Source organism: Shewanella sp. LC6, from assembly GCF_006385735.2.
Taxonomy (GTDB): domain Bacteria; phylum Pseudomonadota; class Gammaproteobacteria; order Enterobacterales; family Shewanellaceae; genus Shewanella; species Shewanella xiamenensis.
Genome location: NZ_CP043902.1, coordinates 4296631 through 4322297, shown reverse-complemented (window position 1 = coordinate 4322297; position 25667 = coordinate 4296631). Strand labels below are relative to the sequence as shown.

At 46.4% G+C, this 25667-nt stretch carries 27 protein-coding genes; 18 read left to right on the top strand and 9 right to left on the bottom strand.

Features of this window, described 5'->3' with window-relative positions; all coding sequences use genetic code 11:
* Window positions 1-56: 56 nt before the first annotated feature.
* Entirely contained in the window at window positions 57-791 is a 735-nt protein-coding gene (locus tag FJD32_RS19360; protein ID WP_055647983.1) for a DUF1566 domain-containing protein, read from the top strand.
* Window positions 792-828: 37 nt separating this feature from the next.
* On the opposite strand, the gene FJD32_RS19355 is transcribed toward FJD32_RS19360, so the two are convergent.
* On the bottom strand, window positions 829-1371 hold the full coding sequence (locus FJD32_RS19355) for a hydrolase (RefSeq protein ID WP_099457013.1): 543 nt from the start codon (window positions 1369-1371) through the stop codon (window positions 829-831).
* 325 nt (window positions 1372-1696) lie between these two features.
* Between FJD32_RS19355 and FJD32_RS19350 the strand changes: the two genes are divergently transcribed.
* From FJD32_RS19350 to aroG, 5 genes are all read left to right on the top strand, one after another.
* Complete coding sequence (locus FJD32_RS19350) at window positions 1697-2035, top strand: P-II family nitrogen regulator (protein ID WP_140907364.1); 339 nt, start codon at window positions 1697-1699, stop codon at window positions 2033-2035.
* Between the two features lie 10 nt (window positions 2036-2045).
* Window positions 2046-3296, top strand: coding sequence for an ammonium transporter (locus FJD32_RS19345; protein WP_037414289.1), 1251 nt, complete (start codon window positions 2046-2048; stop codon window positions 3294-3296).
* A gap of 115 nt (window positions 3297-3411) precedes the next feature.
* The gene (locus FJD32_RS19340; protein WP_037428501.1) at window positions 3412-3759 is read left to right on the top strand and encodes a hypothetical protein; all 348 of its coding nucleotides are present in this window, start codon (window positions 3412-3414) and stop codon (window positions 3757-3759) included.
* Window positions 3760-3877: 118 nt separating this feature from the next.
* On the top strand, window positions 3878-5065 hold the full coding sequence (locus FJD32_RS19335) for a hypothetical protein (RefSeq protein ID WP_037428499.1): 1188 nt from the start codon (window positions 3878-3880) through the stop codon (window positions 5063-5065).
* Window positions 5066-5372: 307 nt separating this feature from the next.
* The gene (gene aroG / locus FJD32_RS19330; protein ID WP_037414295.1) at window positions 5373-6431 is read left to right on the top strand and encodes a 3-deoxy-7-phosphoheptulonate synthase AroG; all 1059 of its coding nucleotides are present in this window, start codon (window positions 5373-5375) and stop codon (window positions 6429-6431) included.
* Between the two features lie 50 nt (window positions 6432-6481).
* Here the strand turns inward: aroG and FJD32_RS19325 are convergent, their stop codons facing one another.
* On the bottom strand, window positions 6482-6658 hold the full coding sequence (locus tag FJD32_RS19325) for a hypothetical protein (RefSeq protein ID WP_011624090.1): 177 nt from the start codon (window positions 6656-6658) through the stop codon (window positions 6482-6484).
* Window positions 6659-7161: 503 nt separating this feature from the next.
* Here FJD32_RS19325 and FJD32_RS19320 point away from each other — a divergent pair.
* Together FJD32_RS19320 and FJD32_RS19315 are read left to right on the top strand one after the other, a co-directional pair.
* Window positions 7162-8952: an ABC transporter ATP-binding protein/permease gene (locus FJD32_RS19320; protein ID WP_140907363.1), complete on the top strand. Its 1791-nt coding sequence runs from the start codon at window positions 7162-7164 to the stop codon at window positions 8950-8952.
* A gap of 110 nt (window positions 8953-9062) precedes the next feature.
* Window positions 9063-9320: a hypothetical protein gene (locus FJD32_RS19315; RefSeq protein ID WP_037414299.1), complete on the top strand. Its 258-nt coding sequence runs from the start codon at window positions 9063-9065 to the stop codon at window positions 9318-9320.
* Window positions 9321-9343: 23 nt separating this feature from the next.
* Here the strand turns inward: FJD32_RS19315 and FJD32_RS19310 are convergent, their stop codons facing one another.
* The 3 genes from FJD32_RS19310 to FJD32_RS19300 form a co-directional block, all read right to left on the bottom strand.
* A complete protein-coding gene (locus tag FJD32_RS19310; RefSeq protein WP_037414301.1) occupies window positions 9344-9550 on the bottom strand; it encodes a hypothetical protein in 207 nt (68 codons plus the stop codon).
* Between the two features lie 145 nt (window positions 9551-9695).
* On the bottom strand, window positions 9696-11186 hold the full coding sequence (locus FJD32_RS19305) for an FMN-binding glutamate synthase family protein (RefSeq protein WP_037428495.1): 1491 nt from the start codon (window positions 11184-11186) through the stop codon (window positions 9696-9698).
* Window positions 11187-11197: 11 nt separating this feature from the next.
* A complete protein-coding gene (locus FJD32_RS19300; RefSeq protein WP_088586140.1) occupies window positions 11198-11791 on the bottom strand; it encodes a phosphoglycerate mutase family protein in 594 nt (197 codons plus the stop codon).
* Between the two features lie 184 nt (window positions 11792-11975).
* Here FJD32_RS19300 and FJD32_RS19295 point away from each other — a divergent pair, with 184 nt between their 5' ends.
* From FJD32_RS19295 to FJD32_RS19285, 3 genes are all read left to right on the top strand, one after another.
* Entirely contained in the window at window positions 11976-12581 is a 606-nt protein-coding gene (locus FJD32_RS19295) for a DUF5610 domain-containing protein (protein WP_037414307.1), read from the top strand.
* A 109-nt stretch (window positions 12582-12690) separates the two neighbouring features.
* On the top strand, window positions 12691-13440 hold the full coding sequence (locus FJD32_RS19290; RefSeq protein WP_037428492.1) for a ferredoxin--NADP reductase: 750 nt from the start codon (window positions 12691-12693) through the stop codon (window positions 13438-13440).
* Between the two features lie 71 nt (window positions 13441-13511).
* A complete protein-coding gene (locus FJD32_RS19285; RefSeq protein ID WP_037428490.1) occupies window positions 13512-14108 on the top strand; it encodes a glutathione S-transferase N-terminal domain-containing protein in 597 nt (198 codons plus the stop codon).
* A gap of 6 nt (window positions 14109-14114) precedes the next feature.
* On the opposite strand, the gene FJD32_RS19280 is transcribed toward FJD32_RS19285, so the two are convergent.
* Window positions 14115-14534: a hypothetical protein gene (locus FJD32_RS19280; protein WP_037428488.1), complete on the bottom strand. Its 420-nt coding sequence runs from the start codon at window positions 14532-14534 to the stop codon at window positions 14115-14117.
* A 215-nt stretch (window positions 14535-14749) separates the two neighbouring features.
* Between FJD32_RS19280 and FJD32_RS19275 the strand changes: the two genes are divergently transcribed.
* The 5 genes from FJD32_RS19275 to FJD32_RS19255 all read left to right on the top strand — a co-directional run bounded on the left by FJD32_RS19275 (window position 14750) and on the right by FJD32_RS19255 (window position 21496).
* Window positions 14750-15757, top strand: a complete 1008-nt coding sequence (locus FJD32_RS19275) for a Fe(3+) ABC transporter substrate-binding protein (protein ID WP_088586139.1) — start codon at window positions 14750-14752, stop codon at window positions 15755-15757.
* Between the two features lie 58 nt (window positions 15758-15815).
* Window positions 15816-17450 (top strand): iron ABC transporter permease, encoded by a 1635-nt coding sequence (locus tag FJD32_RS19270; RefSeq protein WP_037428484.1) that lies wholly within the window; start codon window positions 15816-15818, stop codon window positions 17448-17450.
* Complete coding sequence (locus tag FJD32_RS19265; RefSeq protein WP_037428482.1) at window positions 17447-18496, top strand: ABC transporter ATP-binding protein; 1050 nt, start codon at window positions 17447-17449, stop codon at window positions 18494-18496. Before FJD32_RS19270 ends, FJD32_RS19265 begins: the two co-directional genes overlap by 4 nt.
* A 142-nt stretch (window positions 18497-18638) precedes the next feature.
* Window positions 18639-20351: a gamma-glutamyltransferase gene (gene ggt, locus FJD32_RS19260; RefSeq protein WP_037428480.1), complete on the top strand. Its 1713-nt coding sequence runs from the start codon at window positions 18639-18641 to the stop codon at window positions 20349-20351.
* 203 nt (window positions 20352-20554) lie between these two features.
* A complete protein-coding gene (locus FJD32_RS19255) occupies window positions 20555-21496 on the top strand; it encodes a Dyp-type peroxidase (protein ID WP_037414323.1) in 942 nt (313 codons plus the stop codon).
* Window positions 21497-21560: 64 nt separating this feature from the next.
* Here the strand turns inward: FJD32_RS19255 and FJD32_RS19250 are convergent, their stop codons facing one another.
* The gene (locus FJD32_RS19250; protein ID WP_088586138.1) at window positions 21561-22463 is read right to left on the bottom strand and encodes a LysR family transcriptional regulator; all 903 of its coding nucleotides are present in this window, start codon (window positions 22461-22463) and stop codon (window positions 21561-21563) included.
* Between the two features lie 119 nt (window positions 22464-22582).
* Here FJD32_RS19250 and FJD32_RS19245 point away from each other — a divergent pair, with 119 nt between their 5' ends.
* A complete protein-coding gene (locus FJD32_RS19245) occupies window positions 22583-23215 on the top strand; it encodes an NAD(P)-dependent oxidoreductase (RefSeq protein WP_037428474.1) in 633 nt (210 codons plus the stop codon).
* Between the two features lie 121 nt (window positions 23216-23336).
* Here the strand turns inward: FJD32_RS19245 and argR are convergent, their stop codons facing one another.
* Window positions 23337-23807, bottom strand: a complete 471-nt coding sequence (argR, locus tag FJD32_RS19240; protein ID WP_011071072.1) for a transcriptional regulator ArgR — start codon at window positions 23805-23807, stop codon at window positions 23337-23339.
* A gap of 289 nt (window positions 23808-24096) precedes the next feature.
* Between argR and mdh the strand changes: the two genes are divergently transcribed.
* Window positions 24097-25032 (top strand): malate dehydrogenase, encoded by a 936-nt coding sequence (gene mdh, locus FJD32_RS19235; protein WP_037414331.1) that lies wholly within the window; start codon window positions 24097-24099, stop codon window positions 25030-25032.
* Between the two features lie 95 nt (window positions 25033-25127).
* Here the strand turns inward: mdh and FJD32_RS19230 are convergent, their stop codons facing one another.
* Window positions 25128-25517 carry a DUF393 domain-containing protein gene (locus FJD32_RS19230; RefSeq protein ID WP_037428472.1) on the bottom strand — a complete coding sequence of 130 codons (390 nt, stop codon included), beginning with the start codon at window positions 25515-25517 and terminating at the stop codon, window positions 25128-25130.
* Window positions 25518-25667 lie beyond the last annotated feature (150 nt).

Sequence of the window (25667 nt, the reverse complement as noted above, 5' to 3'; positions counted from 1 at the left end):
GCCATCGAGGTTGCCTGTAGCTGTCTTTTATCAACACCGGATTTAGGTTTGTTGTGATGATTAATCCCGCCAAAATCGCCGTTTTCGGCACTGCCATAGTGCTGTTGTTTTTACTAACTGAATGTCGCCAAAAAGAGCAAATTCCCCTGTGCGGCCATGTCGAAGGTACGCCAATCGATACTAGCTTTGATGGCGGCCTAGACAATAACGACCGCACTCTGGCATCAACCAACTGCTTAAAAATCAAAGCACTTTACGATAAAAGTGATCGCCAAACTAAATGGTTTAGCAGTTCGCCTTCTATCGCTGTGATGAACGCCTTGGGTTACTTAAAACAAGATGATGCCGACAACAGTGGCGATTCCTATGCGATGACATTTAATGTACAGGAGGAATTTGTGTTTGGACCAAGCCGAGGAGAATATGCGCAGTTTCGTCAGGACGGTAAGGGCGTTATCTTACCCGGCACCGAAGCGGCCAAGGGCAATGAGGCCAAGGTTGGTGTTAACGGTCAGTTTGACCGCTGGTGCCAAAAATTGGCCTCAATCGAGTTTGCTGGTAAAGACAATTGGCGCAGGCCAACGGAGCTGGAGTTAAATACCCTCTATGGGGATGGCGAGAGTCGCGCAGCCTACCAACGTGCGCAGTGGAGCTCAACAATCCCTTCTTGGTCTAGCACAGTGTATGAGACCGAATTCGAGGTCGGCATTATCTCGGTCGCCTCCAGCGGTTATAGCTTTCGCAGTTATGCCAATAGTGCCAAATTTGCTGTTTGTGTCGCCGCGTTTTGACCCGCTAAAGAGAGCTTGAACAAGCTCTTTTTTCGCCTTATTTAATCAACTTAATCAGCGCTTTAAATCGATCGCCTTGGGCCTCGTGTTGCAGTTCAAATAACAGTGACTCCACATTGGTCAACGTGGCTCCCTTGGCGGTCATCATTTGAATGCCCAGTTGTTTATTGTCAACGCTGCGGGAAGAAACGGCATCGGCGACGACATGCACTGAGTAGTGCTGATCGAGCAGATCACGGCAAGTCTGGTATACGCAAACATGGGTTTCTATCCCCGCGAGCAACACCTGTTTCCGCCGAGTTTGGGTTAACGCATTAGCAAATTCATCACAATACCAACCACTAAAGTGTTGCTTGGCAATGGGTGAGTCGGTTTTTTCGAGTAAGGTTTTTAACTCTTCAGTGGTCGAGCCTAGTTTGGCGGGTAATTGTTCGAGCCAAAGGATAGGAATTTCAAACAGCTGCGCGCCTTGGATGAGTGTACTCAACTGCTGATGAAGCTTGGCTGAGTTATCCATGATCTGAGCGAGCTTTCCCTGCACATCGACGATAACGAGTACACATTCTTCGGGTTTTAACATCGGGTATTCCTTCTGCGCGGGTGGAATAAAGGCATCGTTTAGCGATTGCTCTGCTTATTTTGTGAATTGTGTGTTTTTACACTGTTAGTAAACCCTAATTGAGCAGCCTCACCAATAGGGCAAAAGTCGAATATGCCGTGCACTTAAATTGCTCACTAAAAGAGTGCGCTGCCCCAACGCTTGCACAAGTCTGGTGCATTTTTAATCGGTTAATTCAAGTGTATTCTTTATTATTTCTTTTAAATCAATTGATTAAAATTCTGGCCTAATGATTGAATTATCTTAGCTACAAGTTAATAACAATCGCGTTTTTTTGGAGGTCAGGATGAAACTAGTCAGCGCTATCATCAAGCCATTTAAATTGGATGATGTCCGTGAAGCTATCGCCGGAATTGGTATTGAGGGGATGACGGTGACCGAGGTTAAAGGTTTTGGCCGTCAAAAGGGGCACACAGAGTTGTACCGTGGCGCTGAGTATCAGGTGGATTTTTTGCCAAAAGTAAAACTAGAAATTGCCACTAAAGCAGAAAATCTCGACGTGCTGATTGAGGCGATTACCACTGCGGCTCATACGGGAAAAATTGGTGACGGCAAGATTTTCGTTATCGACTTAGAACATGCCATCCGTATTCGTACGGGTGAACTCGACACTGAAGCGCTATAGGGGGCGGAAGATGGAAGAACTAACAAAATTAGGCGTGACAGTCTCTGAACTGCGCTTTGCACTCGACACCTTTTATTTTTTGATTTCTGGCGCCTTAGTTATGTGGATGGCAGCGGGTTTTGCCATGCTCGAAGCCGGCCTAGTACGCTCTAAAAATACCACCGAAATTTTAACTAAAAACGTGGTGTTATATGCGATTGCCTGTGTGATGTACCTATTGGTTGGCTACAACATTATGTATGTCGACAATGCTGAAGGTGGCTGGTTGCCTTCACTCGGTACGCTGATTGGCTCACAAGCTAGTGATGCAAACCATGCCTTAGAATCAGACTTCTTCTTCCAAGTGGTGTTTGTGGCAACGGCGATGTCGATTGTCTCTGGCGCCGTCGCTGAACGGATGAAGTTATGGGCTTTCCTGTTCTTCTCCGTGGTGATGACAGGCATTATCTACCCTGTAGAAGGCTACTGGACTTGGGGTAAAGGCTTTATCTCTAGCTTAGGCTTTGTGGACTTTGCGGGTAGCGGGATTGTGCACATGACAGGTGCTGCGGCGGCTATCGCTGGGGTGTTACTGCTCGGTGCTCGTAAGGGCAAATATGGCCCTAACGGCCAAGTCAACCCAATCCCAGGCTCTAACCTGCCAATGGCGACCTTAGGGATGTTTATTCTATGGATGGGCTGGTTTGGTTTCAACGGTGGCTCACAGTTGATGGTTTCAGATGCGGCTAACGCTAGCTCTGTCGCTAAAGTCTTTGTGAACACCAACACTGCGGCCGCTTTTGGTGCTATTTCTGCCCTCGTTGTGTGCAAAATGATTTGGGGTAAAGCTGATTTGACCATGATCCTCAACGGTATTCTGGCGGGCTTAGTGGCAATTACCGCCGATCCGCTGTCGCCTTCACTGCTGATGGCGGGTGTGATTGGCCTTGTTGCCGGTGGCTTAGTGGTGTTCTCTATCGTGGGTTTGGACAGAATTAAGATTGATGACCCAGTCGGCGCAATCTCTGTACACGGCGTAGCGGGTTTCCTCGGTTTAATGTGTGTGCCGTTATCAAATGCCGACGCTACTATCACGGCGCAATTAACGGGTGCAGCGATTATCTTCGCATGGGTATTTAGCGCGTCGTTTGCGGTGTGGTTTGTACTGAAGATGACCATGGGTATCCGTGTTTCTGAGGAAGAAGAATATAACGGTATGGATGCATCTGACTGTGGTATCGATGCTTACCCAGAGTTTGTAACTGTAAAAAGTGCGGGCTAACTCGCGCTGATACACTTGATGCCTCTAAGGGATAAGAGGATAGTAAAGCAGAGCCAAGTGCTCTGCTTTTTTTATGGGTCTTCGACTGTCATGCTGATACCACAAGGAGCGAATGATGCGCTTAATCTTTGATTCCACTGGACAACTCAGACGCACCTGTTTGTTTGGGGGTATTCTGAGTGCTCTCTTAGCCTTGCCCACTTTTGCGGGGCAAGTTGTGGTGACTCGCTCGGATAAGCCTTTCGATGCTTTTGCTGTTCGCGACCAAGTGCTGAAAGATAATGAATGGCAGGAGTCTTTGAGAAGACAGGAGCAAATTCAAATTCTGCAAGCCTTGCCCCTTGGGTGTATCGTGCAGATGCAGCCATACCGTTACTTTCGCTGTGGCCAAGATAACTATCGTCCTTACCGTTATCAGCAGCAGGATGTGTATATCAAGGTTGACCCTCCGGCGCAGCGTTAACTCTCAAACTGCCGCAATCCTATGCGACAGGTCGTTATTTTTTGTAACCATTTAATGACGTCTTTTTGGCCAAGTGTAATAAGCTCAAATAGGAGCCTTATGGTCTGGGGGACGTATCATGATACAACTGCGCACCATCTCTAGCGGTATATTCTACTCATTATTACTTTTACTATTATTGGGTTGCAGCTCGACAGCTCCCAAACCTAGTGATAATGAGATAGATGCCCTGTTTGCCGATTCGTTGTTTACACCGGTTAATAATATTCCTCGCGTCGAGGATATTTTTAGTCTTCCGCCCTCTGTGATAGCCGATGTCCGGCGTGCCTACGATCGCTATAGCTTCTCGACGAAAAATCCCGTCGCGGTGCACGAATGGTTAGCCAGTTATATCAATGCTAACCAAGATGGTGGCCACAGCGACTTTCACTATCAAGATAATCTGACTCAAACAGCCAGCGAAACCTTCGCCCAGCGTGCGGGAAATTGTATGTCGTTGGTGGTCATGACATCGGCGCTAGCGGATATTTTTAAGATTGGCACTGAGTTTCAGGATATTGCGATTGAACCCGTTTGGGATAAACAGGGAGAGTTTTATCTGATCAATGGCCATGTCAATCTACGCTTGCTACCCGCTTCAAGCGTGCATGCAGTTTATGTGTCGACCCATGCCATTTTGGTCGACTTTATGCCCGAGCGCGCCCTGCGAGGCTACAACAAAGTGCAAATCAATCGCCAGACCTTAACGACTATGTTTTACAACAATATGGCCGCCGAATCTTTAGTCGAAGGCGATTTAGACCGCGCCTATGCGCTGATTAAAGCGGGTTTAAAATCTGGACACTTTATCCCTGCACTCAACACTTTAGCCGTGATTTATCGCCACAAGGGCGATGAGCAACGTGCAGAGCAAGTTTATCGCTACGCCCTTAAGTTTGATGCTAGCGATATGACGACCCTCTATAACTTAGCGGTGATCTTAGGTGAACAGGGGCGTTTAGATGAGTGGGCACAGATCCATAAAGTGCTTGAATTAGCGCGCATTCGTAACCCTTATTACTACTATGATATGGGCGAGCAGGCCTACGATGAGCATCAATACCGTGAGGCGCTCGCTTGGTATCAAAGGGCGGTCGATAAGGCCGATTATCGCCATGAGTTTTTCTTTGGTCTGTCACGCACCTATTGGGCGCTGGGTGATGAAAAACGCGCTAAACAGAATATGGAAAAGGCGGTGGCATTGAGCCGCGAAGCCACAGATAAGCATCGTTATCAGGCCAAGTTACAGGCCATGCAGCAACACTAAATTCTTAACTCAACCTCCTTTGTTTGTGCTTAATACCTGATAAAGGAGGTTTTTTATTTCCGCTTTCATCACCGCTTGCTTCCAACCCCAACACTTGCTTGGCTTTAGTTTGCATATCACATTGAAATATTTGGATTTGTACTTTTTAAAAATATGTTAAAACAAGATGTTATAGCTGATTTTTTGAAATGGAGACAACTTGGTTGCATTAGCGGCTCAGACTGGATAAATTGAATTCAGTATTGCAGTCGAGATCCCTATTGCAGCGATAAAAATAGCCTAAACACGAGAGTTGGAGCAGTAAATTATGTATTACCAAAATGATGACGTTCGCATTAATGAAGTCAAAGAGTTACTTCCACCGATTGCGATTCTTGAACGATTTCCTGCTTCCGAAAACGCTGCTGCAACTGTGTTTAACGCCCGCCAAAGCATCCATAACATTCTTGCTCGTCAAGATGATCGTTTGTTAGTCGTTATTGGCCCTTGCTCTATTCATGATCCTAAAGCCGCATTGGAATATGGCCAGCGACTGGTTGCGCTAAGAGAACGTTATCAAGATCAGCTCGAAGTGGTGATGCGTGTGTATTTTGAAAAACCGCGTACCACAGTGGGTTGGAAGGGCCTCATTAACGATCCTTATATGGATAACAGCTTCAAACTGAACGATGGTTTGCGTACTGCGCGTAAACTTTTAGTCGATTTGAATGACTCTGGCATGCCGACCGCGGGTGAGTTTCTCGATATGATTACCCCGCAGTATGTGGCGGATATGATGTGTTGGGGCGCCATTGGTGCACGCACTACGGAATCACAAGTACATCGCGAGTTGGCCTCGGGGTTATCTTGTCCAGTAGGCTTTAAAAATGGTACCGACGGCACGATTAAGGTGGCGATTGATGCCATTGGCGCCGCGAATGCGCCGCACCACTTTTTATCAGTAACTAAATTTGGCCATTCGGCGATTGTGTCGACCAAAGGTAATCCTGATTGTCATATCATTTTGCGTGGCGGCCGTGAGCCAAATTATAGCGCAGGCCATGTGGCGCAAATCAGCGAGCAGTTGAAAAAGGCTAAGCTAGTCGACAACATCATGATCGACTTTAGCCACGCCAACAGCAGTAAACAATATCAACGTCAAATGCAGGTTGCGAACGAGGTTGCTGAGCAAATAGCGGCGGGTAATAAGGCAATTTTCGGTGTGATGGTTGAAAGTCACTTAGTCGAGGGACGCCAAGATCTGATCGAAGGTCAAGCCTTATGTTATGGTCAGAGTGTCACCGATGCTTGTATTGGCTGGGAAGATACGGAACGTTTGTTAGCGGTGTTAAATCAGAGTGTAATTGAGCGTCGTCAGCGCGATTAATACGCATAAAGATCAAAAACAAAGGCGCTATCCCAGCGCCTTTATTTTTATTATTTTTTGCTCATTTCGGCTAAATATTCGTTCGCTTTGGCTAAGCTACCAAAAGCGGCAATCAGGTTATTTCGGCCTTTGTCCTGAATTTCTGGATTCCCTGACTCGATCATCATCCACACCCAAGTTTGGATCAGTGGTAACGGCGGGTATTGAACTTTGGCTGAATCCAACATAAAGCATCCTTCGATCTTGATTTATTTGAGTTATCTTAGTGTTATCGCAAAACGAGTACAGAGCATATTGCTTCGCTCGCTGCTGCGGCCAGAGGTTTGCAAATCCTGCTGCTAGTGAACTTAAGTCCATGGGGCATTTTGGGTAAAACCGACAAAATAATCAACACTCCAATCCATGTTATCGCAGCCTATTTTAGCGTTCATTATTCGGATAAAACCTTGCAACTATGGCATTTCTTATCGTTAATAAGCCCTTAGTGATTTCTCCTAGGGTAAGTCGTTAGTGTGACATTTTTATATCGAGGCACTTCTATGCGGATATCTAATTAAAGACGTCTCATTACTTCAGTACTGGCAGCTGGTATAAGTGGTAATTGTGCCAAGTGATAAGTGGTTTGTCTGTCAGAAAAATCTGATTGATTTTATTAAAACTTTATCCTTTGATTCACTTTATTATTCGCCATGCTGTTACAATTGACCGACTTAGGCAAAGGTTTAGATATATGCGTCCAACACTGTACTTTGAAGGTCCCATCGATAAGCTCAATTGGCATGTGATTAAATTGCTCTGGCCCTATTTGCTTGAATATAAGGGGCGTGTGGCATTGGCGATGTCTTGCCTTATTGTTGCTAAGCTTGCTAGTGTCGGTTTGCCGTTTATTCTCAAAGATATAGTCGATACTTTAGATGTTAATAAAACAGCGCAGGCCTTGAGTGTGCCTATCGGCTTAGTATTGGCCTATGGCGCAGTACGACTGTTAACTGCCATTACGGGGGAAATCCGCGATACCTTATTTGGTCGAGTAACAGAGCGGGCTATTCGGCGTTTAGGCCTTGCGGTGTTTGTTCACCTACATCGACTCGATTTGGATTTTCACCTAGAGCGACGCACGGGCGGTTTATCGCGAGACATTGAACGTGGCACCAGTGGTGTGAGCTTTTTGATGCGTTTTATGGTGTTTAACATAGTGCCGACGCTGTTAGAAATTGCCATGGTCATTGGCATTTTCTTTTTTAATTATGGACTTGCCTTTGCAGCTATCACTTTTACCTCCGTGATGGCCTACATTTGGTTTTCGGTCATTGCTACCGAGTGGCGTACCGAATATGTGCGCGATGCCGCCAAGGCCGACTCCCTCTCGAATACCCGCGCTATCGACAGTCTGCTGAATTATGAAACCGTGAAGTATTTTAATAACGAGAAATATGAATCGGATAGATACGATCAGGCCCTAGAACAATGGGAAGTCGCTAAGCGTAAGAATCGTTTATCGCTTTTTGCCCTCAACGGCGGGCAGGCGCTGATTATTGCCTTAGCGATGACGGCGATGATGGCGTTAGCGGCTTATAAAGTGACCAACAATGAAATGACCATAGGTGACTTTGTGCTGATCAATGCTTTTATGATGCAGCTCTTTATGCCGCTAAACTTCTTGGGATTTGTCTACCGTGAAATCCGTGGCGCTTTAGCCAATATCGAGCGGATGTTCAGTTTGCTGGATAAACACCCTAGTATTATAGATAAACCTGATGCATTAGATTTTCACCCTTCCCGTGGCGAGCTCAGTTTTGAGCAGGTCAGTTTTAACTATGATGACAGACCCATACTGCGTAATGTTAGTTTTAAAGTTGCAGCGGGTAAAAAGGTCGCTGTGGTTGGGGATAGCGGTGCGGGAAAATCCACATTAATCAAACTATTGTTCCGCTTTTACGATGTAGAGCAAGGACGTATTTTGATTGATGGACACGACATTCGCCAGTTAACACAAGATGCGCTTCGCAGAGCGATTGCGATAGTGCCACAAGATACAGTGTTATTTAATGATTCTTTAGTTGAGAACATTCGTTATGGTCGCCCTGATGCGAGTGATGACGAAGTGCGCGATGCTATTAAACTCGCTCATTTAGAAGATTTTATTGCTTCACTTTCACAGGGTTGGGATACCAAAGTGGGTGAGCGGGGATTAAAACTTTCAGGTGGCGAGAAACAACGAGTTGCGATTGCTCGCGCGATCTTAAAAGGATCGCCAGTGTTAGTATTTGATGAGGCGACTTCATCCCTCGATAGTCGCTCCGAGCAGGCTATTTTAACGGCCCTTCGCGAGGTGGCCAAAGGACACACCAGCTTAGTGGTTGCACATCGATTATCGACTATTGTTGATGCTGATCAGATTGTTGTTTTAAGCAAAGGCGAAATTGTTGAGCAGGGACATCATACAGCATTATTAGCCCAGGACGGCCTTTACGCTAAGTTGTGGCGGATACAAAATGAACAACAACAGCTCTTGGTGTAATTATCAAAAGCGTTTGCTGTAAGTCTAATAGCGTTGCGACAATTCAGTTTTTATTCAGCTAAGGCTCTCTATACTCGAATCCAAGCAAATAATCATAAGAGGTGCTTGGCATGGAAAATATGGCATTAAGAGTCAATATTGAAGGCAGAGAAGAGAAAGTCAGCACAGACTGGTTTGCGATTATGGCAACGCTTCAAAAGCGCGGTGTAGATTATGATTCGCTACAACGAATTCATGCTGAGCTCAATGCAGGTCTGAAAGTGACAACAAGACGGTTAACGCTGGCCAAACTGAATCTAGATATGGGACTGGCTGGGATTATTCGTGGAACGAATGAATATAACGCTGATATTCATGGTGTTTGTTAAGCAGAATAATAGGATATATAAAATTATATCCCCTTGGGTTTTCCAGCCTTCCAACCTTCACACAGCAGATTGAATTTATTGGTCGAGTCGTCAATTCGTTTCAGACGAATGACTTGACCTTCACGAAAACACAACAGCTCGCCTTCGATCTCTGTTAAGCGATTACAGCTCTTACAGCTTGTGCTGGCAGTTTTGCTGTCAGACATTTGGCTTACAAAGCTAGATTTCACAGTGTTTCCTTAACAATAAATATGAAATGGTTTAATTCAATGCGTGTATCACGGATTTTACTCCTTTTGTGATACACATTCAAATTAGTTATTGCTGAATTAACTTTAGATGAAAGTCGTATGTTATGCGCTGGAAATTTATTAATTATTGATTGATATGGGAATAATATTTATCCAGTGAAACCGACAAGCCACTTTCAAGTACAATCCGCACATGGGAAGGTTTGAGCTGCCTTGGTTCTGTTACCCCACATGCATGGGCTATTAGCGCCAAGTCGTGGTGTAGATTATGGTTATAATTGGCAACTCGGTTAGATTTATCTTTTGGATCAAGTCCTTGCTGAAGTTTTTTATTGTGTGTGGTAATTCCAGTGGGACAAGTGTCCTTGTTGCATTGCAATGCTTGAATACAGCCTAAGGCGAACATATTCCCACGGGCTGAGGCGATAAAGTCGGCGCCTAAGGCGAGTGCCCAAGCAACCCGTGAAGGGACGATGAGTTTACCAGAGGCGATCACTTTGATACGTTTACGCAGTCCACGTTGAATCAATATATTGACCAAAATAGGTAGACTTTCTTTTAGCGGTAGGCCAACACAATCCATTAAAGGTTGCGGCGCGGCACCTGTTCCACCATCGGCGCTATCTAAGGTGAAAAAGTCTGGAGCAGATGCTTCTCCACGACGTTCAATTTCATCGCAAAAATCTTCAAGCCATGTTATGTCGCCGAGTACGGCTTTTATTCCTGTGGGTTTACCCGTTACTTCGCGCACTCTGGCAATCATATCCAGAATATCGCCAACATTTTTAAACTCGATATGACCGTTGGGACTGATGGAATCTTGTCCCTGTGGAATACCGCGAATATGGGCGATTTCCTCTGTCACTTTTACGCCAGGTAGGATGCCACCTTTACCGGGTTTTGCACCTTGACTCATTTTGATTTCAAACATTTTGACTTGAGGGTGCGCTGCAATTGTTTTGAGTTTGTTATCGTCTAAATGGCCGTGCTCGTTACGAACGCCATATTTGGCGGTGCCGATTTGAAAGACTAAATCACAGCCGCCCTTTAAATGATAAGGGCTTAAACCGCCTTCACCTGTATTTAACCAACAACCTGCCTGCGCCGCACCATGGGATAAGGCGGTGATAGCGGGGCGGGACAGAGCGCCAAAGCTCATGGCAGAGATGTGGCAAATGGTATTTGTGGTGTAAGGTTCGCGGCAATCGGCGCCAATAGTTAGCGGATGAATGGGTGTAATGTCCTCATCTTGGGTCGGAAAGGCGGTATTCATAAACATAATCGTACCTGTCGTGTCCAAGGGCCGGGTCGAGCCAAATGCTATCGTTCTATCGACATTTTTAGCCGCTCTATATACCCAGCTTCGTTCTGCGCGGTTAAAGGGGAGTTCTTCCCTGTCCTGGGCAAAAAAGTATTGTCTGAAAAATTCACCTTGTTTCTCAAATAAATATCTAAAACGACCAATCACAGGATAGTTATGGCGTACTGCCTGTTTGGTTTGCAATTTGTCAGCAAAGTACATGTAGACAATGGCTAGAGCGCCAAAACCGATAATGATTAAAAACAGCCCAGATAAGAGATCTAGTCCCCACATAAACCAATTCAATTCGTGCATCTTGTTATCCTCTATTCATTGCCGTAGCGGGTGGAGATCAAGCTGGCAGCTTGTCCATCATTAATAGAAAGTAAAAACAACTGGCTGTAATCATCTTCACTGATGTTGGGAATGTCTGGTCCACCGAGAGCCTTGATGATAAGTGGCACGGTGTTGGAGTGCCCTGCAATTAAGCTGTTACCTTTAACCGCATGTACTTGTTCAACAATATGTTGGATATGGGTTTCGAGAGGTTTTTTTGCCTCGAGCACAGTAATCGGTAAATGCCGTTCCGTTGAAATCGGTAATAAGGTTTGCTGAGTTCTTTGATATTGAGTCGCAATCAGCTGTGAAATGGGGGTACGTTTTAAGGCGCTGATAAGCGCCTGAGCACGTATATTGCCACTGGCTGAAAGGGGAGGATCGCCTGCGGGCTCATCAGCTTTTTCTGCATGTCTTACGATAATGATTAATCGATTATCGGCAATAGCTTGATTGATCGGACTAAGTCCAATGCTGGCGAAGAATAGCAGACTTATCAGTAATGATTGTATTAGCGTTCCTGAATTGAAACCGATTCTTCGATTATGCCGCAAAAAACCATGTACATACTGGGCGATTGCCATGCCTTATATCCTTATTTTATGGGCGTGTGCAAGAGTGGGGTTAGGATGGTATTGAATAAACAAACCTATTCTCTATTTGTATCATCGCATTAAGTATGAATGGTACTGCAATTTATAAAATTGCTAAAGTTGCTCAAATTTTGGTCGATAATTAAGTCTCCCCCAAGTTGAGTGGACTAGCATCATGGAAATCAATAACCCTGCACAGGTACAGAGCACTTCTTCGACCCACAGTAAATATGCTGAAAACGCGGCAAATAGTGATAAGACGAAAAATGTGGATGCCACCTCTAAACAGACGGCGCAGCAAACTAGTAAGCAGTTAATGAATCAAGCAATTCTATCGGCGCAGGAAGATGTAAGCCTAAAGTCGGGTGATCAATCTATGACCTTGCTTTATCGCGCAGCAATCGAAGCGATAAACAAAGAGTTAGCTCCTTCTATGGGCGAGAACGCGATTCAAACCGCCTATGATAACGGTGTCGATACGTCCCCCGAGGCCACTGCCGATCGTATTGTGAGTTTCGCGACGCAATTTTTTAGTGTTCATCAGCAGCAAAATTCGAATATGAGTTTTGACGAACAGCTCGACAGCTTTATGACCATCATTGGTGGCGCTATCGATAATGGCTTTAAAGAGGCGAGGGATATTTTATCTGGTCTTAAAGTGTTGCAGGGCGATATTGCCGATGGTGTGGATAAAACCTATGGGCTCGTTCAAGAAGGATTACAGGCCTTTAGGGACAGTTTTAATAAAAAATCAAATGAGACTCAAGCGACTAACACTTAATTTAATCCTGCATATCTTAACTCTTAAGCCCCTTACAATAAGGGGTTTTTGTTGTGTGAATAACCGTCTATGCTAGGAGCCTATTTAACGTTTTGCTTGAGGGCGAGTTATGTGGACTAGGGGACGCGTTATTGAACGTATTGATTGGAACGACAAGTTATTTTCACTGCGGATAGCGGTCGAGTTAGCTCCCTTTATTCCCGGTCAATTTATTAAACTCAGTCAACTGCAAGATGATAAGCGTATCGCTAGAGCTTATTCCCTTGTTAATTCTCCCGATAAACCCTATGCCGAGATTTTGGCTGTTGCTGTAGAGGATGGCCAGTTATCCCCACAATTACAGAATCTTACCATCGGTGATGAAATAGAAATCACTCCAACGGCAACGGGTTTTATGACCTTAGATGAGATCCCAAAGGGAGAATTACAAGGTCGGCATTTATGGTTTTTAGCCACAGGTACGGCCATCGGGCCATTCTTATCCATGCTGGATACCGCCGAACCTTGGCAGCGTTTTGAGAAAATTGTGCTTGTCTATGGTGTGCGCGAAGCTAAAGATTTAGCCTACCTCGATAAACTAAAGGCTTATTCGATGCAATATCCAGATCAGTTTATCCTGTGTTTAACTGTGACCCGTGAAAAGCTTGATGACGCATTGCAATGTCGTATCCCCGATGGCTTAGTCTCGGGTGAAATCGAGCGGAAAGTCGGATTAACCTTAAGTGCTGCGGATTCCCAGGTGATGATTTGCGGTAATCCTGGGATGATTAGCGGCGCCCAAGCGGCATTGCTTGATAAGGGGCTCTCGAAAAATTTACGCCGTGCTCCTGGGCAAATTACCGTAGAAAAATATTGGTAATAATGAGAGTGTTTAGCATCCGTTACCAACGTATTCGTTGCTTTATAGTTGTCGTTTAGAAGGATTTTTTGATGAAGTTGCTCTGCTCCCTTGCGTCACCCTATGCTCGCTGTGTTCGTAGCTTAATCCGTTATTTAGGGATTAAAGATATTGAAGAAGTTCTCGTTAATCCAATGGAAAATACGGCACAGTTGCTTGATGTTAATCCGTTAGGTCAGATTCCTTGCCTGATCACGAATGATGGCGTGCCTATTTTCGATAGCGAAGTGATTATGCGTTATCTGGACGCAGAATTAGGTTCACAGGAAATGTTTGGCGGTCAACCTTATAACTGGGTATTGCAGTGCCAGTACTCGATGATCAAGGGATTAATTGATAGCGCGGTGAAGTTGCGCCAAGAGCAAATGCGTGAAGATGAGGGGGTGAGATCAGCTTTTTGGACATCACGTTTTGAGCAGGCTCTGCTGCGTGGGTTGATGCAGATGGAGCATCAGAGCGTGATTACTCAAGCAACCATACAAGCACCACAGTTAGCGTTAATCTGTTTGTTGGATTATATGGATTTCAGACACCCTGAACTCGATTGGCGTAAAGTTGCTCCAGCGACTGCGATCTGGTTTAGCGAAATGCGTGATTTACCTGCGTTTGTAGATACTCGCCCACAATAAATATTGTCAATGGTCGGTTAAGCGCCGGCCTTTAGGCTTATCTCGGCGATTATGTTCACCAAATGCGCCGAAGAGCTCTTTAGTCATGCCGTAGTCAACTCGGCGATCGTTACCAGCTTGGCGCCTATCGTCATAGTGTTTATAGTGGCACTGACATTGGCTTTGGGTGCAGCCTTTGATTGGAATTTCAGGCGCTTCTTTTGACAGGAAGCGTTTTCCTTTAATTGCATCGACCTGTTTGCAGCAATTTGCTTCATTTTCAATACTCACGCAGTGGAAGGCATTCAATATCGTCGTTCCGTGCTTTGCTCGTTTTGCCAAACTCGTGGTTTTGGCAAACGACTTGTGCTGCTTTTGACTATTTTGGTAGGTCATAAATATCACTAGTCCAAGAATAGTAATGAAGAGTAGTAGCATGCTAAACATAATACCTCCCAACTATTTTTAAAAATTAAGATTCAGTTTAGTTTGGTTTGAGATAATTTGCCTTTTTATATCTTAAATTCATTAAAAACAAAAAGTTATACTAACTATTGCTCTCCTCAAGTCGATCAATTACTCTTGCGAAACTGATAACTATTATCATTTTTAATCTAAGAACGACTCACGTTTGACGTCATCATTTTGAGGAGAAATCGCGAATGAAATGGGTAACTTGTGCCGCTTTAATTGGGTTAATATCGGTTGCACAGTCTGCACATGCGGATGAAAAATTAACGGTTTATTCCTATCGTCAAGCATTTTTGGTTGAGCCCATCTTGAAGCGCTTTACTGAAGAAACAGGCATTGGCGTGAATGTGGTGTTTGCCAAAGACGGGATTGCCGAACGTATCGCCCGTGAAGGTCGCTTATCGCCCGCCGATCTAGTGTTAACTTCAGATTTTTCTCGTTTGGTCGAATTAGTCGAAAAAGATCTGACTTCTCCCGTGAAAAGTGAGCAGCTCAATAGCAATATTCCTGCGCAATACCGCGATCCGGATGGGCAATGGTATGCCTTGACGATGCGTGTTCGTAACCTCTATACGGCAAAAGATCGCTTAGGCCCACAAGCGATTAGTTATGAAGAACTCGCCGATCCTAAATACAAAGGTAAGATTTGTACTCGCAGCGGTAAGCATCCTTACAACATCGCCTTGGTGGCTTCGATGATTGCTCATCACGGTGAGGCGGACACGAAAACGTGGCTACAGGGCGTGAAAACTAACTTAGCCCGCAAGCCTCAAGGTAACGATCGCGGACAGGTTCAAGCGGTAAAAGAAGGCCTATGTGATATCGCGATTGGTAACAGCTACTACTATGGCAATATGCTGCAAGATCCGGAGCAAAAGAGCTGGGCTGAAGCCGTGGTGATTAATTTCCCGAATCAGGCTGACCGCGGTGCCCATGTCAATGTTTCAGGTATGGTGCTTACTCGCCACGCGCCGAATAAAGACAATGCTATCAAGTTGATGGAATTCCTCTCTGGCGATGTGGCGCAAAAAGCCTATGCCGAAGTGAATATGGAATATCCAGTAAAAGCCGATGTTGCACCTTCAACCTTAGTGGCCTCTTGGGGCGAGTTTAAATCTGATAAGTTGCCGATTTTCAAGCTGGCCGAATATCACCAAGCAGCAGTGAAATTGTTAGATGAAGTGCAGTTTGACCTCTAGTTAGGCAGTTAAATCGATAAGTGCGCCATTAATTGGCGCACTTGTTTAAAGGAGCCACATGATTTTAGGATTAGCCAGAAGCTGGTCGCTTACTGGTTATGCCATAGCTGTGCTACTGGTGTTACCCCTCGTTGCGTTACTTCTTCAAGCGGCTCAGCCCGATGAGGCCGTTTTTGGTCATCTACTTTCTACTGTATTACCGACATACATCACTAATAGCTTATGGTTGATCCTGTGGGTGAGTACTGGCTCACTCTTGCTAGCGTTGCCCTGCGCTTGGTTAATGGCGCGCTGTGAATTTGTCGGTAGACGGTATTTGCAATGGGCTTTGTTATTGCCCTTGGCCATGCCAGCCTACATTGTTGCCTACGTGTATACGGATTTATTTGATTACGCCGGCCCAGTACAAAGGAGTTTGCGCGCGCTCTTTGGTTGGAGCTCACCGCAGGATTACTTTTTCCCTGATATTCGCACCTTAGGTGGTGCAGCGTGTGTGTTATCGCTGGTGTTATTTCCCTATATTTATCTGTTAGCGCGTACCGCGTTTATGGAGCAATCCTTAAGTTTGGCGCATGCATCAAGGATCATGGGCTGCTCGCCTTGGCAGAGTTTTTGGCGTTTATCTTTGCCAATGGCAAGGCCCGCCTTGGCCGTGGGTGTGGCATTAGTGGCGATGGAAACCGCAGCGGATTTTGCCACAGTTAACTACTTTGCCGTGCCAACCTTAACGACAGCCGTATATGACACTTGGTTGGGCTATGGCAATTTAACCGCCGCGGCAAAGCTCTCGGCCATTATCCTGCTGGTGGTGTTTAGCTTGATTGGCGTTGAGCGTTTTGCCCGCCGTAAGCAGCAGTTATTCCAAAAACAGTCCCGCATTCAAGCGAGCGATTTATATCGGCTCTCACCAATGCAAACCCTGTTTGCCCTCGGTTATTGCATCACCTTGTTACTGCTGGCCTTTGTGCTGCCAAGCGGAATTTTACTCTCCTACGCTATCGGTTATTTTGAGCAGAGCTGGGATTCGATTTTCTGGCAATTGAGCGTGAATAGCTTGAGCCTCGCGCTCATTACTAGCCTAGTGTGCTGCGCGATTGCATTGATATTGATGTTTATTCGCCGTGTGAGCCCAAGGACGAGTGATGCATTGCCATCGCGCTTGGCTTCAACTGGCTATGCTTTACCCGGAACGGTACTTGCCATTGGTGTATTGGTGCCATTAACCCTGCTCGATTTTGCGATTAACGACGTCGCCGATTGGTTGGGGATGGCAGGCCCTGGGCTCTTGCTCACTGGCAGTACGGCTGCGCTGGTTTTTGCTTTTTGTGTGCGCTTTGTGGCCATTGCGATTGGCAGTGTTGAGACTAGCTATAAACGCATCTCGCCCTCATTAGACATGGTGAGTCTAACACTTGGGCAAAGCCCTCGACGTTTGCTCCAAAGAGTGCATCTGCCGCTGCTCACTAAGGGATTATTTGCCGGGGCGCTGCTGGTGTTTATCGAAAGTATGAAAGAATTACCGGCGGCATTGTTGCTGCGTCCCATAGGTTTTGAGAATCTTGCGACCTATGTCTTCCAGTTTGTCTCAGACGAAAAGCTTGAATATGGCGCCTTGCCCGCCATTGTGATTGTGCTCGTGGGTTTAGTCCCGCTGATTTATTTAAACCGTTCTTTGGAGCAAGATAGCCGATGACCAGTACGCTCAATCTTCATCAAGTTCATAGCGATTATCAGGGCCAACAGGTACTCAAAGGCTTAGATTTAACCCTGGCACAAGGGGAAATCCTTGCGCTGCTCGGCCCAAGTGGCTGCGGCAAAACCACCTTGCTGAGGGCGGTGGCAGGATTGCAGGCGATTAGCCAAGGTGAGATCCAAATCAATGGCAAGACGGTCAGCGGCGCAGGGCAATTTGTGCCGAGTGAGCAACGGGGCATAGGGATGATTTTCCAAGACTATGCTTTGTTCCCCCATTTGACCGTCGCCGAGAATATTCTCTTTGGTGTGGCAAAATTAACGCCAGCGCAGCGCAAGGCGCGGTTAGATGACATGCTCGCCCTAGTAAAACTTGAAGGCTTAGCCAAGCGTTATCCCCATGAGTTGTCAGGTGGTCAGCAGCAGCGGGTGTCGATTGCCCGCGCATTAGCCTATGAGCCGCAATTACTGTTACTCGACGAGCCTTTTTCGAATATCGATGCACAGGTGCGCCACAGTATGATGGCGGAGATCCGCAGCATTCTAAAGCAGCGTAATGTTAGTGCGGTTTTTGTTACCCATAGCAAAGATGAGGCCTTTGTGTTTGCCGATACCTTGGCCATTTTTAATCAAGGTGTGATAGTACAACATGGCCGAGCGGAAGACTTATATGCCGCACCAAATAGCCGCTATGTGGCTGATTTTCTGGGAAGTGGCAACTATTTACCCGCCGAGGTCGTTGATGGCCACCGTGTTGTCACTCCTATTGGTGAGCTGCGAAGCCTCACGCCCTTGTCAAAGTCTAATGCATTTAATGGCCAAGTGTTTTTGCGGCCACAGCAATTGGCGCTCAGTGCCGATGATGCGGGCGTAGGGACAATTACCGAGCGGCGCTTCCTCGGCGCATTTTGCCATTATTGGGTAAAAGTCGAGGCGGCATCCCACGCCCATTATGTTGAAGTGCGTAGCCAAATTATGCAGTTCAATGTTGGTCAGCGAGTGGGCTTAAATACTGAGCCACATTCCCTAGTGCTATTTGAGTCTTAATGCCTAGGCCGAACTCGATATGCCAGTGTCTCAGCAGAAAGCATGACATTTTTGCTTACGTTTAACTTGGGTAAAAAACACCTAGATTGCTGATATTTTCAGCCTTCCTTGTTACCTTAATTCCTCCAGAGTGGGAGGAATTATGATAAAAACAATAAAATCAATTTGTACCTTAGTCACAGTGGCGACAGCAATGTCGTCATCGGGAGTGTTAGCCATGGATAGGATCACGGGTAAAGCCTTTGCGACGCGCTCAGAAGTGTATGCCACCCACGGAATGGCGGCGACCAGTCAACCGCTGGCGACACAGGTCGCGATTGATGTATTAAAACAGGGCGGCAGCGCTGTGGATGCAGCCATTGCAGCGAATGCCATGCTGGGCTTAGTCGAGCCGACTGGCTCGGGTGTTGGTGGTGATTTATTTGCCATCGTCTGGAGTGCTAAAGATAAAAAGCTCTATGGCCTTAATGCCTCTGGTCGCAGCCCCAAATCCTTAACGCTAGAGAAGCTAAAATCCCTCGGATTAGATTACTTGCCTCCTTTGGGGCCGCTACCCGTATCCGTTCCTGGTGCGGTGGATGGATGGTTCGAACTGCACGATAAGTTCGGCAAGTTACCAATGGCCGATAATTTAGCCCCAGCGATTCGTTATGCCCGCGAAGGTTTCCCTGTCTCCGAGTTGATTGCCTATTACCTTGAGGGCAGCGGTAAAAAGCTCGCTCAATTCCCCGGTTTTAAAGAAACCTATATGCCCAATGGCAAGATGCCTGCGGTGGGCGAAATCTTCAAAAATCCTGCACTGGCAAACACCTATGAGAAAATTGCTAAAGGCGGCCGCGATGCCTTTTACAAGGGGGACATTGCCAAAAGTATTGATAAGTACATCAAGGCTCAAGGGGGCTATTTAAGTTATGAAGACTTAGCCAGCCATACCAGTGACTGGATTGAACCCGTATCGGTCAATTACCGTGGTTACGATGTGTGGGAGCTACCGCCAAATGGTCAGGGGATTGCCGCGCTACAGATCTTAAAAACTATGGAACCCTTCGATGTCGCCGCCATGGGCTTTAATAGTCCCGAATATGTGCACTTATTTGTAGAGGCCAAAAAACTCGCCTTTGCCGATCGCGCGAAATTCTATGCCGATATGGCCTTTAACAAAGTGCCTGTAAAAGAGTTGATCTCGCAGCAATATAATTACGATCGCGCCAAGTTAATTGATTTAAACAAGGCGGCTAAGAGTGTCGATGCGGGCAATCCTGCGCTGCAACATGGGGATACTGTGTACCTCACTACCGCGGATAAAGACGGCAACATGGTGTCGCTGATCCAGAGTAACTACCGCGGCATGGGCTCAGGTATGACGCCGCCGGATCTCGGCTTTGTGCTGCAAGATCGCGGGCAGATGTTCGATCTCACCGAAGGTCGATTTAACACCTATGCGCCGGGTAAGCGGCCCTTCCATACCATTATTCCCGCCTTTGTGACCAAAGACGGTAAACCTTGGCTCAGTTTTGGGGTGATGGGCGGAGCGACGCAGCCGCAAATGCATGCGCAGATTATTATCAATCTGATTGATTTTAAAATGAACTTGCAAGAAGCGGGTGATGCCCCCAGAATTTTACACTCAGGTTCGACTGAGCCTACGGGGGAGATAATGAATGACGGTGGCTATGTGAGCCTTGAATCAGGCTTCCCCGTCGAAACTCGCCGTGAGCTGATGAAGAAAGGCCATGTGCTTCGCGATGTTCTCGGTGATTTCGGTGGCTATCAAGCCATTGGCTTTAATGCTGAAACTGGCGTTTACCGCGGTGCATCCGAAAGTCGAAAGGATGGTTATGCCGCAGGATATTAACGCATCACTCGTTTTGCTCTACTGAAGCGAATGCAGGATAGTCAACATTGACGAGGCGTAATGGCCTCGTCAATTTTTATATTTCAGCCTCAAAAGGCCTTTACATCACAAAGACGGACAAACTGTGCGTTACTTAATGTCATTTCCAGGTAAAGTTGCGGATAATATTGCCGAAAATGAATCGACAACAGGGTGATAACCAGATGGATATTCAAAATATGCCGCGTGAACAGTTAGGTGTGTGTGCAGAGGGAAACTTACATAGCGTCTATTTGATGTTTAATGCGAGCGACAACGATAACGTTGAATCGCAATTGCGTCCCTGTATTGCCAACGTTGCGCAGTATATTTATGAGTTGACGGATCAGTATTCCGACAGTGCATTCAATGGTTTTGTGGCCATAGGCGCCAACTATTGGGACAGTCTCTATCCCGATGCTCGCCCCGAAATGCTTAAGCCTTTCCCGGCGATGCAGGCGGGTAACCGCGAGGCGCCTGCGATCGAATACGATCTGTTTGTGCATCTTCGTTGCGATCGTTACGACATTTTGCATTTAGTCGCCAACGAAATCAGCCAAATGTTCGAAGACTTAGTCGAGCTAGTGGAAGAAGAGCGCGGCTTTAGATTTATGGATAGTCGCGACTTAACGGGCTTTGTCGATGGCACCGAAAACCCGAAAGGGCGTCATCGCCAAGAGGTTGCCTTGGTTGGGGATGAAGACCCTGAATTTAAGGGCGGCAGCTATATTCACGTACAAAAGTACGCCCACAACTTGAGTAAGTGGCATAGATTACCGCTTAAAAAGCAAGAAGATATTATCGGTCGTACCAAGCAAGACAACATCGAATACGAGTCGGAAGATAAGCCATTAACCAGCCATATCAAGCGGGTAAACCTCAAGGATGAAAACGGCAAGTCCATCGAGATTTTGCGCCAGAGCATGCCTTACGGCTCGCTCAAAGAACAAGGCTTGATGTTTATTTCAACCTGCCGCACGCCGGATCACTTCGAGAAGATGCTCCATAGCATGGTGTTTGGTGATGGTGCGGGTAATCATGATCACTTGATGCACTTCACCAGTGCGTTAACTGGCTCGTCGTTTTTCGCCCCAAGCTTAGATTTTTTGATGCAATTCGATAATTAACCCTTCGCAAATCGCGACTAAACGCACTGAGCCTTAAAGCCTCAGTGCGTTTTTGTTTGTGGGCTTAACTCGCCGCTGTCCACTTATTGATATCGAGTTGCCATTGCTGAGCGGTAAAATCGATAAAGGCGCGTACTAGCGCTTGTTGGTAACTGCGAGATAAGTACACGGCCCACAGGGTTTGCCCAGGCGCCGTGTATTCTGGGAGCACTTCTTGCAGTTGACCGCTGGCCAGATATTGATTAGCTAAGTCACAGGGCAAGTAGGCAATGCCATGCCCACGCAATGCGGCGCTGACCAGCACTCCCATTTCATTGGCCATCAGATTCCCCATAGGTTTTATCAGCTCACTCTGTTGCTCCTTGAGTAGCTGCCAATGTTGCTGCGAACTATGGATAAGGCAATTATGGCTGAGCAGATCGTTAGGGACGGTTAACGGCTCGGCTTGAGACAAGTAACTGGGCGCGGCGCACAGCACAGCATCTATGCTCATCAATTTACGGGCAATCAAATTCTCATCGGGCTGCTCGGTATAGCGCAGTGCCACGTCCACCCGCTCATCCACTAATTGAGCAAAACTATCCGACATTAACAGCTGAATATTGACCTTAGGGTGCAATTTTATAAAGCGATCGACCACATCAAACAGACTGTGCTGCCCAAGTCCGACGGGTGTGGCAATACGAATACTGCCGACTAATTCAGTGTTATGACTATGGGCGCGGCTTTCCATTGCGGCGACTTCACTCAGCACCCGTTGACAATATTGCAGGGCTTCTTCACCCTGCAAGGTCAGGCTAACGCTGCGGGTGGTGCGGTGTAGCAGGCGTAAACTGAGCCACTGCTCAATTTCTTGAATATGGCGAGAAACCTGTAAACGACTGAGATCGAGGTGTTCTGCGGCCTTAGTAAAGCTGCCACAGTTGGCCACTTCGATAAAGCTACGCATGGCGGCGATTTTATCCATATATAATTACACCCATTAGTATCTCAATCTGAAACAATCCTGCTCATTTATCGATATTTATCACGCTAAGTATCGCAAGTAAACTGGTCTCAATTTAAATCAGCAGTGAGACTTATCAAATGAAAATTGCAGTATTAGGTGCATCGGGTTGGATTGGCGGAACCATTTTAAATGAAGCCTTAAGCCGTGGTCATGACGTCGTCGCCTTAGTGCGTGACCCAAGCAAGCTTGGTGAAACGGCGGCAGAAGTGCGTAGTGTTGACCTGACTCAGCCATTAACCGCTGAAACCTTTGCAGGCGTGGATGTGTTAATTGCTTCAGTGGGCGGCCGCGCCGAGCAGAATCACGGCTTAGTGGCGAAAACAGTTAATAATCTATTAGCCGTATTGCCACAGGCTAAAGTGCCACGTTTATTGTGGGTTGGTGGGGCAGGTAGTCTAGAAGTGGCACCGGGAGTAACTTTGGTTTCAAGCCCAGATTTCCCGCCTGCCTATAAGGATGAAGCTCTGGCTCAAGGTGAAGCATTAAAGGCATTTCGCGCCGCCAACACCACTGTTAACTGGACTTTTGTCAGCCCAGCGGCAGAGATCTACCCTGGTGCAAGCGAAGGCTCTTACCGTTTAGGTGGCGATAGCTTCTTTACCGATGCAAATGGCCGTAGCCGGATTTCGGTGAGTGATTACGCCAAAGCCATGCTCGATGAAGCAGAAAAAGCGGCGCATCCCAATCAAAGGATCAGTGTGGCTTACTAAAGCTGAGGAGATTCGGCTAAATACTGTAACGTAAGCGGGACACAAGCCCTGAAATTAGGGTAATGCTGGACTGAAAAGCGTACAGTGGAAATAGAACAGGTCAGCAAGCTGACCTGTTTTTTTATTCTGCGTAGTTGAATAAAGATTTGATGGTTTCCAAGGTATCGGCGATATCTTGAATGCTAGATGGACAAATAAAGATCGTATCGTCACCCGCAATGGTTCCCAAAATCCCTTCAGGTTTACCGATGGAGTCTAACAAACGAGCAATTAATTGTGCGGCGCCTGGGCTAGTGCGGACAACAATCATCGCTTGGTTATGGTCAACATCGAGTACTAAATTCTTTAACGGGCTGCCCGCAGTGGGCACGCCTAATTCGGCAGGTAAGCAATAAACCATCTCCTGCTTAGCGTTGCGAGTGCGCACGGCACCGAACTTGCTGAGCATACGAGACACTTTAGATTGGTTTATATTAGTAAAGCCTTCTGCTTGTAAGGCGGTGACGATTTCACTCTGGGAGCCAAAGCGCTCCTCTTTTAAAATCGCCTTAAAAATTCTAACAAGGTCATCCTGATTCTTGGTCGTTTGCATAGTCTTATTCTTTATTCAAAAAAACAGGCTTATTCTGAATAGTTTTGGTTAAACTGTCAACAAATAACCATAATGACTGAATAAAAATGCAATTAACTCACTTCGTGCTAATTCATTTATAAATGTATTTGTTGAACTAGAGTAAATATTCAACATTGCAACGCGCTGTTTTAGTAAATCTTTGAATCAACGACTAAGGGATAATTGAAATTAGCGTGACATTCCAGTAATGTGACGCCAACGCAAAATAGATCCATGTCACAATATCCGAGAAATAACGGAGATAACTATGAAAGTTGCTGTACTTGGTGCTGCTGGTGGTATCGGCCAGGCTCTTGCCCTACTGTTAAAAACTCAATTACCTGCGGGTTCTCAACTGTCTCTATACGATATCGCACCGGTAACTCCGGGTGTTGCGGTTGACTTGAGCCATATCCCAACTGCGGTTGAAATCAAAGGTTTTGCTGGTGAAGATCCAACGCCTGCCCTCGTGGGTGCTGACGTTGTGCTTATCTCTGCTGGTGTTGCACGTAAGCCTGGTATGGATCGTTCAGATCTGTTCAATATCAACGCGGGTATCGTTCGCAACCTGATCGAGAAAGTGGCTGTTACTTGCCCTAAAGCGCTCGTGGGTATTATCACTAACCCAGTAAACACTACAGTTGCTATTGCTGCTGAAGTGCTGAAAAAAGCAGGTGTTTACGATAAGAACCGTTTATTCGGCGTGACCACTCTGGACGTTATCCGTTCTGAGACTTTCATCGCTGAATTAAAAGGCTTAAACGTTGCTGACGTTAAAATCAACGTGATCGGCGGCCACAGTGGCGTGACTATTCTGCCATTACTGTCTCAAGTTGAAGGCGTGACTTTCTCTGATGAAGAAGTGGCTTCTTTAACTAAACGTATCCAAAACGCGGGTACTGAAGTGGTTGAAGCTAAAGCCGGTGGCGGCAGCGCGACCCTGTCTATGGGTCAAGCGGCATGCCGTTTCGGTATGTCTCTGGTTCGTGGTCTGCAAGGCGAAGCTAACATCGTTGAATGTGCTTACGTTGACGGCGGCAGCGAACACGCTGAATTCTTCGCTCAACCAGTATTGTTAGGCAAAAACGGTATCGAAAAAGTACTGCCTTACGGTGAAGTGAGCGCATTCGAAGCTAACGCCCGTGATTCTATGTTAGATACGCTGAAAGGCGATATCAAACTAGGCGTTGATTTCGTTAAGTAATTCTTCTGAATTATGAGAAGACGGAGCCGAATGGCTCCGTTTTTTTATGCTTTAAACTTTGTTCTCTAAACAGGGGTTCTTAATCTTGAGTCTCGCTATTTGGGGAGTTGGCATTGGCTGTCACAGCGGGCTTTACCCGTCAGTAGATAGGAAATACGGTATCTGTGCTTGGCGAATCTCAGGTAGCACCAATCCGCGATAGGTTTGATAAGCGGTAAGCGTAGCGCTTGTACCCAAGGGCGAGTGCCTGTTAGCGCCCATGCTTTGCAGGTGACATCCAGCCCGAGCAGCACTTGGCCGGAGGCGGTTTCGCCATGGAGAATGGTATTGGCGTAGTCTTTATCGATATAGCTGAATCTTGAGCTGAAATTGTCAGCATTAAGATCCACCAGTTCAATTCTATCGTCGGGATCGCGCGCTTTGAGTTGGCGCATTTCGGCGCTACATAATGGGCAATTGCCATCGAAAAAAATCCGCAGTTCCATTAGGTCTACCTCTTACAGTGTGTCCCTGAGTATACGCAGTTGCCAGGCATTTAGATCGACATGTTTACGGTTTTAATTATTATACACTCTTGGCTAGAGGCATTAAGCAATTGCGATGAGTGACGTGATTGTGTGATTACGTGATTGTGC

Bases quoted from the DNA above. Each gene is read 5' to 3' on its own strand.
- FJD32_RS19360 (WP_055647983.1), top strand. From the start codon at position 57: ATGATTAATCCCGCCAAAATCGCCGTTTTCGGCACTGCCATAGTGCTG.
- FJD32_RS19355 (WP_099457013.1), bottom strand. From the start codon at position 1,371: ATGTTAAAACCCGAAGAATGTGTACTCGTTATCGTCGATGTGCAGGGA.
- FJD32_RS19350 (WP_140907364.1), top strand. From the start codon at position 1,697: ATGAAACTAGTCAGCGCTATCATCAAGCCATTTAAATTGGATGATGTC.
- FJD32_RS19345 (WP_037414289.1), top strand. From the start codon at position 2,046: ATGGAAGAACTAACAAAATTAGGCGTGACAGTCTCTGAACTGCGCTTT.
- FJD32_RS19340 (WP_037428501.1), top strand. From the start codon at position 3,412: ATGCGCTTAATCTTTGATTCCACTGGACAACTCAGACGCACCTGTTTG.
- FJD32_RS19335 (WP_037428499.1), top strand. From the start codon at position 3,878: ATGATACAACTGCGCACCATCTCTAGCGGTATATTCTACTCATTATTA.
- aroG (WP_037414295.1), top strand. From the start codon at position 5,373: ATGTATTACCAAAATGATGACGTTCGCATTAATGAAGTCAAAGAGTTA.
- FJD32_RS19325 (WP_011624090.1), bottom strand. From the start codon at position 6,658: ATGTTGGATTCAGCCAAAGTTCAATACCCGCCGTTACCACTGATCCAA.
- FJD32_RS19320 (WP_140907363.1), top strand. From the start codon at position 7,162: ATGCGTCCAACACTGTACTTTGAAGGTCCCATCGATAAGCTCAATTGG.
- FJD32_RS19315 (WP_037414299.1), top strand. From the start codon at position 9,063: ATGGAAAATATGGCATTAAGAGTCAATATTGAAGGCAGAGAAGAGAAA.
- FJD32_RS19305 (WP_037428495.1), bottom strand. From the start codon at position 11,186: ATGCACGAATTGAATTGGTTTATGTGGGGACTAGATCTCTTATCTGGG.
- FJD32_RS19300 (WP_088586140.1), bottom strand. From the start codon at position 11,791: ATGGCAATCGCCCAGTATGTACATGGTTTTTTGCGGCATAATCGAAGA.
- FJD32_RS19295 (WP_037414307.1), top strand. From the start codon at position 11,976: ATGGAAATCAATAACCCTGCACAGGTACAGAGCACTTCTTCGACCCAC.
- FJD32_RS19290 (WP_037428492.1), top strand. From the start codon at position 12,691: ATGTGGACTAGGGGACGCGTTATTGAACGTATTGATTGGAACGACAAG.
- FJD32_RS19285 (WP_037428490.1), top strand. From the start codon at position 13,512: ATGAAGTTGCTCTGCTCCCTTGCGTCACCCTATGCTCGCTGTGTTCGT.
- FJD32_RS19280 (WP_037428488.1), bottom strand. From the start codon at position 14,534: ATGTTTAGCATGCTACTACTCTTCATTACTATTCTTGGACTAGTGATA.
- FJD32_RS19275 (WP_088586139.1), top strand. From the start codon at position 14,750: ATGAAATGGGTAACTTGTGCCGCTTTAATTGGGTTAATATCGGTTGCA.
- FJD32_RS19270 (WP_037428484.1), top strand. From the start codon at position 15,816: ATGATTTTAGGATTAGCCAGAAGCTGGTCGCTTACTGGTTATGCCATA.
- FJD32_RS19265 (WP_037428482.1), top strand. From the start codon at position 17,447: ATGACCAGTACGCTCAATCTTCATCAAGTTCATAGCGATTATCAGGGC.
- ggt (WP_037428480.1), top strand. From the start codon at position 18,639: ATGATAAAAACAATAAAATCAATTTGTACCTTAGTCACAGTGGCGACA.
- FJD32_RS19255 (WP_037414323.1), top strand. From the start codon at position 20,555: ATGGATATTCAAAATATGCCGCGTGAACAGTTAGGTGTGTGTGCAGAG.
- FJD32_RS19250 (WP_088586138.1), bottom strand. From the start codon at position 22,463: ATGGATAAAATCGCCGCCATGCGTAGCTTTATCGAAGTGGCCAACTGT.
- FJD32_RS19245 (WP_037428474.1), top strand. From the start codon at position 22,583: ATGAAAATTGCAGTATTAGGTGCATCGGGTTGGATTGGCGGAACCATT.
- argR (WP_011071072.1), bottom strand. From the start codon at position 23,807: ATGCAAACGACCAAGAATCAGGATGACCTTGTTAGAATTTTTAAGGCG.
- mdh (WP_037414331.1), top strand. From the start codon at position 24,097: ATGAAAGTTGCTGTACTTGGTGCTGCTGGTGGTATCGGCCAGGCTCTT.
- FJD32_RS19230 (WP_037428472.1), bottom strand. From the start codon at position 25,517: ATGGAACTGCGGATTTTTTTCGATGGCAATTGCCCATTATGTAGCGCC.